We start from the raw sequence: 15495 nt of genomic DNA, 5'->3' as shown, positions 1-15495 counted from the left end.
CAAAAACGCAGGTTCGGCGGAAGCACGCTAATCCCGCGGGTTCAGGTCGAGGCGGTATCGGCCGCGCGTGTTGCCGATCCGGCAAGGATGCCCGAAGGCATCGCCCATATTCGCGGCGGTCAGCGTCGCCGCCGTGGAACCGGCGGCCAGCACCCGACCCTCCTTGAGCACCAAGAGGTTGTCGATCCACGGGCGGATCTCCTCGACGTGATGGGTGACCAGAAGGATGGTCGGACTCTCCGGCGTCTCGGCCAGCCGGCCCAGATCGTCGAGGAACCGCTCCCGCGATACCGGATCCAGGCCGGCGCAGGGCTCGTCGAGAATCAGCAAAGCCGGACGGTTGACCAGCGCCCGGGCGATCAGAACCCGCTGCTTCTCGCCCTGCGAGAGGACCTGGTACGGCTGATCGGCCAGCCCCTCGATCCCAAGGGCGGCGAGGGCGGACCGGGTCTGCTCGGTCTCGTCGCGACGGAGCGGCCGGTAAAGCCCCAGCGAGGCGTCGAACCCGGAGGCGGCGATCTCGAGGGCGGTGTCATCTTCCGGCAGGCGGTGCTCGACCGCGGCGCTGACCCACCCGATGGTCTTGCGGAGCTCGGGCAGATAGCAGTCGCCGAAGTGCCGGCCCAGGACGTGGACCGACCCGTCGCTGGGCCACTCGTAACCGGCAATGATTTTCAGGAGCGAAGTTTTCCCGGAACCGTTGGCGCCCAGCAGGGCCCAGTGCTGTCCGCGGCCAATGGTCCAGGAAATCCGATCCAGAATGATCCGATCGGACCGGATGAACGTAATGTTAGTTAGTTGGATAACAGTCATGGCTCCAGCCGTATGGCGGCAAAAGGTGAAATTGTAGATTCTTCAGGGAAAAAAGCAACCGGATTGACGAACCCGTTCCAAGCGGGTATACATTCCAGAACGTGCGGCAGTTTTATACCCAGGCGAAGTTTTATTAATGGTATAATGGTGGGCTATGCATACCAATCGTGGAATAGGTGCATCTCTCCAGTCGCTGCGGGATAACGTTTCGCAGGTGTTCCTGGGCCGGCCGTTGGTCGTCGACCAGTTGATCGTGGGCCTGATCAGCGGCGGACACGTGCTGATCGAGGACGTGCCGGGCGTGGGCAAGACCATTCTGGCCCGGGCGCTGGCCAAGAGCGTAAGCTGCAGTTTTTCGCGGATTCAGCTCACGCCCGACCTGCTGCCCAGCGACCTGCTGGGCGTTTCGATCTTCAACGACCGGACGCGCGAGTTCGAGTTCAACCGGGGTCCGGTGTTCGCCAACATCGTCCTGGCCGACGAGATCAACCGGACGACCCCGCGGACCCAGTCGGCCCTGCTGGAGGCCATGAACGAGGGCCAGGTGACGATGGACGGCCAGAGCATGACCCTGGGCCGCCCGTTCATGGTCATTGCGACGCAGAACCCCTTCGAGTTCGAGGGGACCTACTTCCTGCCGGAAAACCAGTTGGACCGGTTCACCCTCCGGATTTCGATCGGGTATCCCTCAGCGGAGCAGGAGGCCCGGATCATCCAGGAGCAGCCGGCCCGCAAGTCGATCGAGAAGATCTCAGCGGTAATGGACGGCGAAGAGGTTTGCCGCATCCAGGAAGCGGTCGATGACGTGAAGGTGGATGGTTCGGTGATGGACTACGTGCTGCGGTTCGTCGAGGCAACCCGCCAGCACCGGCACCTGGATCTGGGCGTCTCGCCGCGCGGCTCGCAGGCCCTGGTGCGAACGGCCCAGGCGATGGCGCTGCTGGAGGAGCGGGACTACGTGCTGCCGGACGACATCAAGTCGCTGGCCGTTCCGGTCTGCGCCCACCGCGTCCTAAGCAAGAGTTATCTGGACGACAGCCAATCGAGTTCCACCTCCCATATCATCTCGCAGATCATTGAGGAGATCGTGGTGCCCGTATAAGCGGAGATGGATTTCCTTTGGTGCAACTGCGGTTTAAAAAACGCCGGGCCGAACCCGATCCTGTCCTCCTGAAGCCATCGGAAGAAAAGCCGAAGCTGACGGTAAAGAACCCGGTCAAGGTGCTTCGGCAGACTCCAACCACCTGGCATCCCCAGTACGGGGTCTACGTCGGCTGGTCCGTCCTGATGCTCCTGGTCGCGATCGCCGTGCTGGCCGCGATCGCGTTCGTCTCGCAGCTCAATCTCCTGTTCTGGTCGGCCTCGCTGGCGGCGGCCATCCTGATGATGTCGGTCCTGATCCCCAGCCGCATGGTCCATCCGATCGAGATCACCCGGATCCTGCCGGACAACGGCGTGGTCTCCCAGCCGATGCCGGTCAAATATGAAATCCGCAACACCCGCCGATACTTCGGCGTCTATTCCCTTCGCCTGGTGGAAATTGTGGGCCGCGGCCAGTCGACCGGGGCGCCGCGGGTCTACGTCCCGTACATCGGGCCGGGCCAGACGTGCAGTTTCCAGATTTTCATCACGCCGACCCTGCGGGGCCAGATGGAGCTTCGCGGCACGCGGGTGGCCAGCCGCTACCCGTTCGGCCTGCTGACGCGGTTCCTGACCGTCATCAACAGCCAGAAGGTGACCATCTATCCGGCCTTGGGCAAGCTGGACCACCGCTTCCTGCCGGGACAGCGCCGGATCGACGTGCACCTGGGCGTGACCCAGTCGCAGTTCCACGGCAACAGCGACGAGTTCTATGCATTGCGGGAGTATCGCCGGGGCGACAATCCCAAGCTGATCCACTGGAAGCGCTCGGCCAAGATGGGCCAACTGCTGGTCCGCGAAATGGCCCAGTTCGCCCCCCACCGCCTGACCGTGATCCTGGACACGCACGTGCCGGACCTGACGGCCAGGAACCGGCGCCGGTTCGAGGAGGCGGTCAGTTTCTCGGCGACCTTCCTGTGCGAGTCGCTGGAGCTGGGCTATCGGGTGGCGCTGGTCTGCGCGAGCGATCCGCCGGTGCTGATCCCGCCGCTGGCCGGCCGCGAGGCCCAGCACCGGATATTGCGGACGCTGAGCATGGTCGAGCCGCAGTCGGTGGCGTCGCTGTCGGACATGATGCAGACGTGGCGGTGGACGGCCCGGTGGCGAGGCCGCTGCCTGCTGGTCAGCGTCAGCGAGAGCAGCGCGAGCATGCTGGAGCGGCTCTCCGGGGCGATCGGCCCGACACAGATGCTGCTGGTGGGCGGTTCGGACTGGCGGCGGATCTTCATCCCGTCGTCGCAGCCGTGCCCGGAGGAGATGGTCTAACCATGGTCAGACCCCGTGAACTGCTGCCGCTGGGTTTCCTGAGCGTCGCGCTGGCGACCTGGGAGATGGCGCGGGTCTACCTGGACCACTCGACCGGGATCATGGTCTTCTCGTGCATCGTGCTGCTGGTGGCGTACCGGCGGATCGGCCGGCCCGTCCGGGTTCCGCGATTCGTCTCGATCTTCATCGTGCTGGTCGGCATCGGCATGCTGGCGATGTCCATCCTGCTGCTGCGACTCGAACCGGGCAAGGCCCTGGCCTACTTTCTGACCGCGGCGATCCTGATCAAGAGCTTCAGCATCGGCAAGGTCAGCGATTTCTCGGAGCTGATGATCCTCTCGGTCATGGCGATGCTGGCCGCCGGCGCGGTCACTCCGACCACCGAATTCGCGGTGGTGCTGGTGGCCTACGTGGCCCTGGCCGGCTACTGGCTGTACAAGACCCACCTGGTGGTCGAGGCGATGGCGCACCGCCAGTTCGAAGGGGCGGCGGGCCGCGGCATCGCGGTGCAGGTCCGCCGGCGCACGTGGATCAGCGGCTACTTCGTGACGGCGGTGCTGACGTGCAGCATCTCGCTGGCCATCTTCGTGCTGATCCCGCGCGGCTCGCCGGCGATGCAGCTTCTGGGCAACACGCTGACTCGCCAGAGCACACGGACGGGTTTCGGCGAGCAGTTGACCCTGGGCGAAATGACCATCCTGATGGAGGATGACGACCCGGTGCTGCGGGTCAAGGTGCTCAGCGACAGCAAGAGCGGCGTGGCCCCGCTGATGTACCTGCGCGGGTCGGTCAAGACGCAGTATTCCCGCCACGGGCAGTTCTGGAAGTGGCTGGAGGAGCAAAAGGAAGGCGAGGAGCGGGTGGTTCAGACCCGCAGCCTGGACACCCCCGTGCCGATCCAGGACGCGGCGATGCTGTCGAAGGAGGCGGTGGCCAAGCAGATCTTCTGGCGCATCTACTACGACGATGAGATTTCGTCCAACCTGTTTGTGATCGACACGCCCACCGCGATCGCCACAAACCGGGAGATGCGGCTGACCTACTGTCCGCAGACCAACACCCTGCGGGCCTCGCAGTATCCCAAGAAGGGCTTCTGCTACAAGCTGCTGACCTCGCACGAGGCGCCGGCGCAGAACATCTGGCCGAAGGCCCCCACCGCCGGCGACGTGGAGCGGACGGTGCGGCGGGAGACCCTGCCGATGATCGCGCGGTTCCGGGCGCATCAGCGTCACCGGGTCGGCGGCGAAGCGGACCTGGATCGCTATCAGGAGAAGGCCCAGGAGGTGCTCGCGAAGGAGGCGCGCGAGCTTTCGCCGCTGGAACAGGCCCGCAAGCTGGAGATGTGGCTGCGGACCAGCGGCGAGTTCCGGTACGACCTGGACAATCGCGACGTCCTGCCGCAGATCGACCCGGTGTTCGACTTCCTGACGCGGCGCAAGCACGGCCACTGCGAGTACTTCGCCTCGGCGTTCGTGCTGCTGTGCCGGTCGCTGGGCCTGGAGGCCCGCATCGTGACCGGGTTCAAGAACGGCGGCTACAACTACAACGCGTTCGGCGGCTACTACACGATCCGCAATTGCGATGCCCACGCGTGGGCTGAGGTGTACCTCGACGGGAAGGGCTGGACGACCTTCGACCCGACGCCGGCGGCGCGGGACGAGGCGATCCGACCGGTCGAGAGCAAGCTGGTGCGGATGTTCTGGGACGCGGTGGACCTGCTGCGGTTCACGTGGCTCTCGCACCTGGCCAACTACGACGAGAGCGAGCGGCGCGAGTTCATCGAGGGCCTGCGCAAGCAGATCCTGGGCGACGAGACCGGCGAGGCGGGCCAGACCTGGACGATCAAGCGAGTCATCACGCGGTTCATCGACATGCTGCGGGGCGAGGACTACCAGTCGCGCTGGCACCAGGTGCTGCACTGGATCGTGGTCGTGCTGCTGATCGCGTTCGCCTACCTGATCGTGCGGATCTCGGTGCTGGTCTCGACCAAGGGGTTGCGGCGGTTCCGCCGTTACCTGGCCAAACGCTGGGAGCGCAAGTACGGCAACGTCTGGACCTGCCCGATCGACTTCTACCGCGGCGCGCTGGTGACGCTGGCCAAGCGAGGGATCACCAAACCGGTCACGCGGACGGCGTGGGAATTCACCGAGGACCTTCGCCTGATCCGGGCCGACGTCCACCCGGAGATGGTGGACCTGACGCGGGCCTATCTGCGGATGCGGTTCGGCGAAGCAAAACTGGCCCCGGAGGAGCGAAGTATCCTGGCGGACCAGTTGGACAGCCTGCAGAAGAAACTCGCGGGCGTAGCACACCGTCAGGCCCGATAGGTCCTGTCTCGGCCCACCGGCAGGCGGGGTGTTCTTTCCCTTCCACGAACGTCAGGTCCGGTACTGCTCCGGTGCAATTCGGTGTTCCGAACTGAAACCCATGCCTTCGGGCAGCGGCATCCGGGCGGCGACGATCTCGCTGCGCCGCGCCATCCCCTCTTCGCTGAGTCCTTCCGCCTTACGGATGTCGGCCTCGGAGAAGGGCAGCGTATATCCGCACTCGGGAAAGAATGCCTGGAACGCCTCGCCGTAGGCGACATACGCTAGCCCGCCGGTGTGGCCGTCGCTGATCTCGTGACACTTCCGCGAGTACGCCCCGCCGTAGTACTGGCTCGATATCATATCCATCGCAAGCACCTTCTTGTCGATCACGTCGGTGATGTCGATGATAGTCGTAATGTGGGCGGTGGAGGCGTAGGCCAGGGTGTTGTGGCCCATGTAACCCATCGGGTTCATGAAGAATATCTTAGAGACGTAGTGGGTGGGCTTGCGGCCGCGCCCGGCCCCCATCGCCTGCTGAAACGCGTAGATCGCAGCCTGGCCGGTGGTGGCGTGCAGCTTCAGTCCGCCCAGTTCGTAAGGATGATGCGTGATCATGATGTCGGGCCTGACCTCGCGAATCACGTCGGCGACCGCCTCGACCATCTCGCGGGTCAGCAGGATCTCGTCGTCCTCGAACCCGAGCGTCCGGACGTCGTGAAGCCCCAGAATCGCAGCGGCCTTGCGGACCTCGTCCATCTTCTCCTTGACCGCCTGTTCGAGCAGTCCCTCGACGTCGAGTTCCTCCTGGAGCTTTCGCTTCTGATCGATGAGCTGCCAATGGTGGGAACGCGCGCCGGTCGTCAGGGTTACCGCGGTGACCTGATCGCCCTGGGCTGCGTGATGGGCCAACGTCCCTCCCGCCTGATCGAACGTATCGGCGGGATGCGAACCGACCATGAGCAATCGCAGGGGCCGACTTGGCATGGGATGCCTCCTTGAAGAACGGGTTGCCAGAACGCGACTCAGACGCGGTCGCGGATGTATTCGCCCAGGTGGACGCGATACGGGAAACGCAGGGCGTAGAGGTCCGCCTCGCGAACGTGCAACTCGAGCATCACACGGCGGTCCTTGAGCTCATTCAGGTTCTTCCGTTCACGCCAGCGGAGCACGCCCGCCAGTTCATCGCCGACCAGCGGGACCGCCTCGTCGAGGGTGTAGTTCGGGATCGGCTCGAACGTCTGAGCGTCGAGCATGACCGCTTTGACGTGGCCGCTGGGGGTGGTCAGGGCGTTGATGGTCAACTCGCCGCCCTGCGGCACGATCGCCTTGGTGCGGAGCCGTCCGCACCGGGCCGAGGTCCGCAGGAACACAAAGCCGTCGGGCCGCATCTCGTAGAGGTAGCTGCGGTAGGGAGTCCGTCTCCACTCCTCCGGGCAGTGCTCGATGTCCATGCCGTGCTCGGTCCACGAGACCATCGTCCCAAAGAGCAGCCGATTGGCGGGCGTCCGGACGGGCATGCCCGCATAGATGCTGCCGCCGGAGTCCGTGCCCGGTTCGCCCCGCTCCAGGAACATCTCGCGGGACGCCCGGTACCAGTTCTTGCCGTTATAGCTGTAGGCAAGCTGCATCTCGTTGATCCCCTGCATCCGGACGTGAGCCTTCTCGGTCGGTTCGGTGTCGTAGATGCTCAGCGTGCCGACGAACAGGTCGTCCTGAAGCCACGGGGTCAGACCGTAGAACTCGCGACCGACCGGGTCCAGCGGATCGGGCTGCAGGATGGTCTCGTAGGGGCTGAACGTCCGGAAGTCCCTCGTCGTCACCACGCCAATCCGGCGATCCGACTGCTCCGGCCGGCAGTAGATCAGAAACTCGCCCGTCCACGGGTTGTAGATGGGCGGGTTGCTGGTGTCGCTGTGATGCGGAATATAGCAGTTGCCAGCCTCCACCTCGAAGTGCAGACCGTCTCTGGAGAATCCGATGGCGGCGCTGGGCTGCGGGGAATGGTGGGCGTCGCCGCGGTGCGTGCGGGCATAGTCGAAGAACGTGGCGACGTAGCCCTTCTGGGCCAATGGAGTGCCCGCGAGGCACAGGGTATTGAAGCAGTCCAAAGGCCGACCGTGCTGGTCGAGGTAGACGTTGTCCGCCCGGGTCCAGAGCGGTCCCGAGCCGCTCTTCCATTCCTGCGTGGGCCAGCGGTACGGATCGTCCGACCGCAGGCGGGTGAAGAACCGCATGCCGGACCTTGACTGACAGTCCACCACCATCTCATAGCCGCCGCCGATCGGGTCGTGGACGATGCCCAGACCCCGGATCGACTCGAGGTCCGGATCGGCCTGGGGGTCCAGAGCGAACTGGCCAATCCGCTCCGGCCGGCCCTGCCGGCGGTCCAGCCCCTCGCGGGCGAACAGCAGCCAGTCGTCGAAGAAGAACAACGAATTCATGCAACTACTGCCGTCTGCTGTCTGTGGCATCAGAAAGCCTCCTGCATCGGTGGCATTGTAGAGCGATCCCTATTCGTTTACCAGAAGCACCCGCGACAATACCAGCGGCTCGCCGGGAGGACGTTTCGAGAGGATGAAAGGGGTCAGGAATTGATCTTCTTCTTGGCCTGGAGCTTGTCGATCCGGTGGCGGACGTCGCGGTAGTTGAAGTCCCACTGGATCAGGCGGCTGTAGATCTTCAGGGCCTGATCGATCTGCTCCAGCTCCTCGTGCGAACGCCCCAGGACGTAGAAGATTTCCTTGGAGAGGGCGTCGCCGAGGGTCTCGTAGCGCTCGACGGCTTCGTTGAGAATGTCGATGGCCTGCGAGTGCCACCCCTTCTGGAAAAAGCAGGTGCCGATGTAGTAGCGGGCGCGGACGGCGTGGCGGGGATCGCCGACCGCCTCCTGGAACACCGGGATGGCTTCGTCGTAGCGTTTGGACTCGTAGAGCCGCCGGCCGTATTCGAACTTCAGCCGCGTGTCCGTCGGATACTGCTCGATCCGCTCCTTGAAGATGGCCAGTTCTCGCTCCGCCTGCTGCTGGCGGGCGTCGGCGAGCTGCTGCTGGAGCGTCGGATCGGGCGTCGCCTCGGCTTTGACCTTGGCCTCGATGCGTTTGACCGCCCGGCGCTGATGGCGGATTCGCAGGTCGTCGGCCCGCATCTTGAAGCTGTACTGTCCGGTCCGCTGGTGGGCGTCGTCGAGGATCTTGATCGCCTCCTTCTCGTCCTCGGGCTTGCCCCGCTGGGTCAGCAGGTCGATCAGGGCAAACACCTTGGCCCCCACCGACGGGTTCGCATCCGCTTCGGCCCGGGCCTTCTCGATCAACTGGGTCAGCAGTTCCTCGCCCTTGACCTGGCGGGACTTGTCCTGCAGGAGCTTCTGGGCGTCGGCGTCCTTGATCGAATCGCGGAAGTCGCCCCGCTCGTACCTGCCGCGGAGGATGGCGTGTTTGGTGGCCAGATTCTTCAGCTCGCTCTGGAGATCGAGGCTGCCGCCCTGGCCCGACTGGACGGCGTAGTTCATCGCCCCGATGCCCTTCTCGTAGGCCTCGAGAGTCTGATCGAGCCGGTCCTGTTTCTGATAGTAATCGCCCAGTTTCTCGTAGAGGTTCTTGATCAGCAGCAGCCGCTGGACGCTGATCTTCTTCTCCTGCGGGCAGAGCTCAAAGTAGACCTGCAGGGCCCAGCGGAGGGTCTCGGGCAATTCGGACTTGTCGGCCGCCTTGACCATTTCCTCCGCGTACTTGAGGTTCAGCGGGTCCTTGGCCAGCATCATCTCAGCGGCGAGCATCGCCCCGATCGGGTCTTTCTTGGACTTGGAAATCTTCAGCGATTCCATCAGGCCGGGCTTCTTGCCGCCGCTGTTGGTCCGCCGGATGCCGACCTCGCGCAGGGCCATGTGCCCCTTCTCGACCGCCTCAGGGTCTTTGGCCAAGCCCTGGACATAAAGCTCGATGGCGTAGTCGAAGCTCCGCGAATCGGCTGCGGTCTGAGCATGCTGGAAGAACTTGGCAGCCGTTTTCTTGGCTTCGTCCGTAATGTGTGGGGGGTTGTAGCTCACCTCTGCCTGACCCGCCTCACCGGTTCGCCCGGCTGAGGCATTTTCTTACCGGAGTTTATGATACCATTAAACAATTTGTACCTCAATAGTACTCCAGCGGTTGCATCCGGGCAAGAAAAAGTCGGCCGGCATGAGGCGCAGTTACGATTCAGCAGAGTCTTTTCTGGCCATCCGTCCGCCGGTCCCATGCTCAAGCTGCTCGATGCGCTTCTGGAGCCGTTTGAGCTGGTCGCGCATCTCCGGCAACTTGGCCAGCATGAGGATGCGGCGTTTGGCGTCCTGGATGGGCACAGCGGGCTGGCCGAGCAGCGTCTCGTTGTCCTCAACGTTGTTGACCACCCCAGCCTTGGCCCCGACGGTGACGCAGTCGCCGATCGTGATGTGGCCGTTGACCGCGACCTGGCCGCCGAGGGTCACGTGATGGCCGAGCTTGGCCGACCCGGCGATGCCCACCTGGGCGACCAGCAGGCAGTGCGGACCGATGCGGGTGCCGTGGCCGATGGCGATCAGGTCGCAGAGCTTCGAGCCCCTCCCGATGACCGTGCTGCCCATGGTGGCCCGCTCAATCGCGCAATTGGCCCCAATCTCGACGTCGTCCTCGATGACCACGTTGCCGACCTGGGGGATCTTGTGGTGGATGCCCTTGTGGGTGGCAAAGCCGTAGCCGTCCTGGCCGATCACCGCCCCGGCTTGGATGATTACGTTATGGCCGACGTGGGTGTCGTTGTAGAGCGTGACGTTGGGATAGAGCGTCACGTTATCACCGATCCGGCACCCGGGACCGATGAAGCAGCCGGGATAGATCACGGCCCCATCACCGATGGCCGCGTGGGCGGCGATGGTCACCTGGCCGCCGATCCGCGGGTTAGCCCCGATCCGGGCGGTCTCGGCGATCCGAGCGGTCGGATCGACGCCCTCGAACGGCGCCGTCCGATGGCCGTAGAACAGGACCATGATGAGCATGAATGCGTAGTAAGAGTCATCAACCTTCAGTTGCGTTAAGTACTCCGGTCCCGAGACCGCTTCAGGAAGGATGATGGCTGAGGCCTTGGTCTCGTTGATCTGCCGGATGTACTTGCGATTGGCCAGGAAGGTGATGTCGCCGGGTCCGGCCTCCTCGATGGTGGCCACGTCGCGGATCACCAGGTCCGGATCGCCCGCCAGATGGACCCGCAGGCCGTGGGCCTCCAGGTGCGCAGCCAGTTCGGCCGCCTTTCTGGGCGAACGGTGGTTGCCGTGTTGTGGGCTTACCGGTTCGGGCATAGACGCCTACGACGGGTATTGTACCAGATAATCATCGGCATCCGGGCCGAGTTTTTCTTTGATGTATTCGTTGACGTCCATCGCACCGCCCAGGGCGACCTGGCCGCCGGAGAGGCTCCTGCCGCGGGCCAGGCTCTCGTGGGTCATCTGGGCCATGAGGGTCGAATAGAAGCCGCCCATCCCGGAGGGGTCAGCCTTTTCCAGGTCGTCGTAGGTTCGCCGGCCGTTCTGCTTGAGTTCGAGAAACTCGATGAGGGCATCGCCGATGCTCTCGTGGGCATACCCGGCATACCCGCGGTCGGTCCGGCGGGTGTACATCGGGTTGACCGTCTTGTAGCCGGCCCCGCTGAGCTCGGTCATGCCCCGGTCGCGGGTGTCGATTTTCATATCTCCCTTTTCGAACTGGAGATACAGGCCTTGGGTGGTGAACGAGGGGGCGCCTTCGGGCAGGTTCCAGGACAGGTAGAAGCTGATCGCGGCCCCGTTATCGAAGACCATGTCGCTCTTGACCGCGTCGAAGGTGTTGATGCCCATCGCCTTGAGGACCTGCTTATAGCCGGTGGCGCGGACTTCGATGGGGTTCAGGTCCGTCATGAAGCGGATCAGATCGAAGAAGTGGACGCCGAGGAACCAGACCGGGGAGCTTTTTTCGGCGAAGTTGGACTTGAAGAAGCCCGGGGCTGGGACGTTGATGGTATCGAGCATCCAGACGTAGCCGAATTGGACCTGGCCGTACTTCCTGTCGGTGGTGATCCGGGCCCGCCCCTCCTGGTGGGCTGGGTCGTGGCGCTTGTGGAAGTCGGTGATGACGCGGCGCTTCTGCCGACGGGCGGTCTGGATGATCTTGTGGCACTCGCCGATATCGGTGGCCAGGGGCTTTTCGACCAGCACGTCGCAGCCGGCTTCGAGGGCCTGGCACGTCACCTCGGTGTGCAGGTGGTCCGGCGTGACCACGACCACGGCATCCAGCTTTTGGTCGGCGAGCATCTTACGGTAGTCGGTATAGCCGGACTTCACGCCGTAGCGCTGCCGCCACTCCTTGAGGCGTTCCTCGCTGACGTCGCAGAGGGCGGCAACCTCGATGGCGGACGCGTAGCGACTCTCGAAGTAGGTGGGCATGTGGGCGATCTCGACGTACCGGCCGAGGCCGACGACGCCGATCCGGAGTTTCGATTGCGAAGTCATTACGGATTCCTGTCTTTCACTGTGGGTCCAGGGTGCAGCCGGGGCGGCGGGCCTCGAACCGCCCTACTGACCGGTGGTCAGGGCAAGGGTAGCCAAGGTAACCACTTCCAGCCCGGCCTGCAACTCCTGGAGGGAGATTTTCTCGTGGTCGCCGTGGGCCTGCGAGAGCTGTCCGGGGCCGAAGGTGACGGTGTTGTGGCCGCTGTTGCCGAAGATCCGGGCGTCGCAACTGGCCCGGAAGGCCAGCGGGGTCGGCCAGGGCATTTCCCGGGCGTCGAAGGCCCACTTGAACGCCTTCATGGCTGGGCAGTCGACCGGCGAGACGTAAGCCTCGTTGTGGAGCATGTCGAAGGTCATCGCGAAGCTGTCGGCGGCCACACTGCCCTGGGCGCAGCGGTTAAAAAGCTGGAATCCCTGGGCCACGGCGCCCTTGAGGCGGTCCTGGAGGGCGGCCATGCGGTGGGCCGGCGTAAAGCCCACGCCGCCGGTGATCGTGCAGCGGTCGCCGTCGGCGTCGTCGAGGACACGGACCCGCAAGGCCAGGCCCGGCAGGTTCTTGTACGAGCAGACCAACCCTTTGAGCAGGTAACCCGCCTTGATCATCGCGTTGTCGCGGAGGGTCAGCGTGCTCATGTGGCCGCCGAGGCCGAAGACCTCCAGCTTGTAGCGGCGGTCGTGGTTGCCGCGGTCCATCGTGGTCAGCTTGTAGTGGGCGTTGAGCTTGGGCTTGCCGGTCTCCGGATCGACTTCGGCGGTGCGGTCGGGATACTGAACGCAGTACTGCTTGACGCCGGCCTCGATGATGTTGATGAGGCGCGAGGCGACCCGCTCGCCCTCCGGGCCCTTGTAGTCGAGGCCCAGTTCGAAGGCGACGTAGTCGTTGATGGTGGCTGGGTGCTTGCCGAAGTGATCGAGGGCGCCGAGGTTGACCTGGACGTAGTCGCGGGGAAACAGGGGCTCGTTGCTCTCCTGGCGGAGCTTTTGGCCCTCGGTGGCCAGTTCGACAAGGATGAAGGGCAGAATCTCAGCGGTGTCGAAGCCGCTGCCCTTGCTGGTGAAATCGAGTTTGAACCACATGGCCCCACGGTTGGCCGGATGCGGGCGCAGCTCGGTGGCTTCGCAGATGATCGCCTCGTAGCCCCGGAACCGCTCGTCGAGCGAGGCCGAGAGCGAGCCGTTGCCGCCGGTTTCCTCCTCGATCACGAACTGGTAGACCAGCGGCTGGCCGATGACGGGGCCGAATTTCGCCTCGGCCTCCTTGAGCAGCTTGAGACTGGCGACGAGCATGACGACCAGGCCCTTGTCGTCGACCGTGCCTCGCCCGTGGATCTGCTGGCCGTCGAGGCGGCAGGGAAGGAACGGGGCGACGGTGTCGATGTGGGCGTTGAGGATGGCCGGCCGGCCCTGGCTTTTGCTCTGACCGGCGTCGACCAGCACCAGCATGTTGCACCGGTCCTTGTAGGTGGTTTCGACGTCGCGACCCTCAGGGTGCCGCTCGTCGGCGGTGTAGTAAAGCCGGGAGAAATAGGGATGGTGGGCGATGCCCGGGTTGATCGGCTGGCGCTCGATCGCGATGCGGCCGTCGGCGAAGGCCCGCAGGGCCTCTTCAATCAGGTCGAAGACCTGCTTTTCGTTGCGGGCGATCTGATCGAGCGGCTGGGTGGGCGTGTTTTCTATTTCCACCAGCCGACAGGTCAGGTCCTTCATAAAGTCGGCGTATTCCTTGCTTTGGGCACGTTCCCGGATGAATTGTCTGTAGGCCTCGAGGTCCTGGGCCGATGTCATCGAACAACCTCCGTTGATTCAGAAAGAGAGCACTTGTAGGGTTCAGACGCATTGAGCGACCAGTCGTAGGACTGGGGTTTGATCTTGTAGCCGATGGCGGTGTTGAGCCGGCGGCGCTGGCTGGGATTGGCCAGGTCCGCCAGGGCGTTGACGATGTTGCCCGCCGCTGTGCCGTATTGGTCGCGGTATTGCGCGAGATACCGGTCGCGATTGTCCCAGATCGGCCGGCCCAGCCACAGCGTCCAGCGGGCGTGGTCGATGTTGATGGCGGCCGAATCGTCCAGCGAACGGACGAATAAACTGTGCAACTGTTGCACCAGGTCCTCCCGCGGCTTGAGGACAAAACCGAACCGCGAACCGCCGCCCTTGGTCGGATAGGCCAGGGCCAGATCCACCCGCGGATCGTCGGGTCTGGCCGACCGGGCAAACTGGGCAATCTGGGCAAGGCTCAGATGGCGGCCGTCGATCCAGGCGGTGGTCGTCTGGGCAAAATCCCCGAACGGCGGCTTGAGGCGCTTGGCCGGGTACTTTCGCACCGCAGCCAGCAAAGCCACTGCGTTATGCGCATTGACCCAATAGGCCAATTTCGAAGCGTCATCGGGAAACGCATCAGGGGTTTTGATGGGTCCGTGGCAGCCGAGACGATGGACAAATCGCTCCAGGTCGGCTGGATTGGCCTTTAAGGTCTGGAAATCGACCTGGCCGTCGTGCATGACGCGGGCCAGGAGGTTTTCGTACCGCTCGTATTGCGGCGCGGGCACGTCGCGGCACTCGGCGGGCGTCGAGACGCGCAGCGTGCTGCATCCGGCCAGAAGGCCGATCAGCACAACCGTCAGCGTTCCGCGTCGCCAGATCATCGGCGGTCCTTCTCCTGTCACGGACAAACCGAACATTGTACGGGTTGGCCCGGGCTGACGCCAGTGGGAGGAAGGTCAAAAGGCGAAAGCGGCTGGTTTCAAAGTGGGTTTCAAATCGGGAGCGGGAACTGGTATAATCCGCGTCGTTTTGGCATGGGAGTGCTGACTATGGATAAAGTGACGGGCAAGGCCTACGTGTTGGGCGACAATGTCGATACCGACCAGATCATTCCGGCTGAGTATCTGAGCTACAATCCCTCGATCGCGTCGGAGCGGAAGCTGTTCGGGCGGTTCGCCCTCTCGGGCGTACCGGGCGATCAGGCGGGATTGCCGGAAGGCGGCAAGCCGTTTGTGGACCTAGCCGACGAGAACAGGACCGCCAGCGAATTCGCGGTGGTGGTGGCCGGGTCGAATTTCGGCTGCGGCAGTTCGCGGGAGCATGCCCCGCTGGCGTTGGCGGAGGCGGGCGTTCGGGCGGTGGTGGCGACATCGTACGCCCGAATTTTCTTCCGCAACTCGGTCAACGGCGGCTACGTGATCCCGGTGGAGAGTGAGGAGAAGCTGGTCCGCGAGATCCGCACCGGCGATCAGGTGGAGATCGATTTCGATAATTGCCGGCTGAAGAACCTGACCACCTCGAAGGAGTATCCGCTGCGGCCGCTGGGCGACGTAGCGGAGATCATCGAGGCCGGCGGTTTGTTCGCATATGCCCGGAGCCGCAAGATTGCCTGAGTCGCGAAGCTTCCTGACGGTGGACATCGGCGGGACCAAGACGGCGGTGGCCGTCGGGTTTGCCGATGCGCGGATCGCCGATCGGGTCGAATTCGGCACC

The 15495-nt window shown here is 64.0% G+C and carries 13 protein-coding genes; 5 read left to right on the top strand and 8 right to left on the bottom strand.

The window, feature by feature from the left end; genetic code table 11:
• Nucleotides 1-27: 27 nt before the first annotated feature.
• Nucleotides 28-813, bottom strand: a complete 786-nt coding sequence (locus GXY33_00805; protein ID NLX03661.1) for an ABC transporter ATP-binding protein — start codon at nt 811-813, stop codon at nt 28-30.
• Nucleotides 814-967: 154 nt separating this feature from the next.
• Between GXY33_00805 and GXY33_00800 the strand changes: the two genes are divergently transcribed.
• Genes GXY33_00800 through GXY33_00790 form a run of 3 tightly spaced genes read left to right on the top strand, consistent with a single transcriptional unit; the run spans nt 968 to nt 5546 of the window.
• Nucleotides 968-1915 carry a MoxR family ATPase gene (locus GXY33_00800; GenBank protein NLX03660.1) on the top strand — a complete coding sequence of 316 codons (948 nt, stop codon included), beginning with the start codon at nt 968-970 and terminating at the stop codon, nt 1913-1915.
• A 20-nt stretch (nt 1916-1935) separates the two neighbouring features.
• Nucleotides 1936-3219: a DUF58 domain-containing protein gene (locus tag GXY33_00795; GenBank protein ID NLX03659.1), complete on the top strand. Its 1284-nt coding sequence runs from the start codon at nt 1936-1938 to the stop codon at nt 3217-3219.
• Between the two features lie 2 nt (nt 3220-3221).
• On the top strand, nt 3222-5546 hold the full coding sequence (locus GXY33_00790; protein ID NLX03658.1) for a DUF3488 domain-containing transglutaminase family protein: 2325 nt from the start codon (nt 3222-3224) through the stop codon (nt 5544-5546).
• Nucleotides 5547-5597: 51 nt separating this feature from the next.
• On the opposite strand, the gene GXY33_00785 is transcribed toward GXY33_00790, so the two are convergent.
• The 7 genes from GXY33_00785 to GXY33_00755 all read right to left on the bottom strand — a co-directional run bounded on the left by GXY33_00785 (nt 5598) and on the right by GXY33_00755 (nt 14663).
• Nucleotides 5598-6512: a hypothetical protein gene (locus GXY33_00785; protein ID NLX03657.1), complete on the bottom strand. Its 915-nt coding sequence runs from the start codon at nt 6510-6512 to the stop codon at nt 5598-5600.
• A 38-nt stretch (nt 6513-6550) separates the two neighbouring features.
• Complete coding sequence (locus tag GXY33_00780) at nt 6551-7999, bottom strand: hypothetical protein (GenBank protein ID NLX03656.1); 1449 nt, start codon at nt 7997-7999, stop codon at nt 6551-6553.
• Nucleotides 8000-8112: 113 nt separating this feature from the next.
• Nucleotides 8113-9573: a tetratricopeptide repeat protein gene (locus GXY33_00775; GenBank protein NLX03655.1), complete on the bottom strand. Its 1461-nt coding sequence runs from the start codon at nt 9571-9573 to the stop codon at nt 8113-8115.
• Nucleotides 9574-9714: 141 nt separating this feature from the next.
• Nucleotides 9715-10836, bottom strand: a complete 1122-nt coding sequence (gene lpxD, locus GXY33_00770; protein ID NLX03654.1) for a UDP-3-O-(3-hydroxymyristoyl)glucosamine N-acyltransferase — start codon at nt 10834-10836, stop codon at nt 9715-9717.
• A gap of 6 nt (nt 10837-10842) precedes the next feature.
• Nucleotides 10843-12021: a Gfo/Idh/MocA family oxidoreductase gene (locus tag GXY33_00765; GenBank protein NLX03653.1), complete on the bottom strand. Its 1179-nt coding sequence runs from the start codon at nt 12019-12021 to the stop codon at nt 10843-10845.
• 63 nt (nt 12022-12084) lie between these two features.
• Entirely contained in the window at nt 12085-13806 is a 1722-nt protein-coding gene (locus GXY33_00760) for a M20/M25/M40 family metallo-hydrolase (protein ID NLX03652.1), read from the bottom strand.
• Nucleotides 13803-14663, bottom strand: a complete 861-nt coding sequence (locus tag GXY33_00755; protein ID NLX03651.1) for a DUF547 domain-containing protein — start codon at nt 14661-14663, stop codon at nt 13803-13805. The genes GXY33_00760 and GXY33_00755 overlap by 4 nt, the downstream gene beginning before the upstream one ends.
• Nucleotides 14664-14831: 168 nt before the next feature.
• On the opposite strand from GXY33_00755, the gene GXY33_00750 reads away from it, so the two are divergent.
• Both GXY33_00750 and GXY33_00745 read left to right on the top strand, forming a co-directional pair.
• The gene (locus GXY33_00750) at nt 14832-15395 is read left to right on the top strand and encodes a 3-isopropylmalate dehydratase (protein NLX03650.1); all 564 of its coding nucleotides are present in this window, start codon (nt 14832-14834) and stop codon (nt 15393-15395) included.
• On the top strand, nt 15388-15495 hold a 108-nt coding region (locus GXY33_00745), incomplete at its 3' end, for an ROK family protein (GenBank protein ID NLX03649.1). The genes GXY33_00750 and GXY33_00745, both read left to right, overlap by 8 nt.

The organism is Phycisphaerae bacterium (assembly GCA_012729815.1).
Taxonomy (GTDB): Bacteria; Planctomycetota; Phycisphaerae; order JAAYCJ01; family JAAYCJ01; genus JAAYCJ01.
The sequence above is the reverse complement of the archived record's forward strand: the minus strand, read 5'-3'. Positions and strand labels throughout refer to the sequence as shown.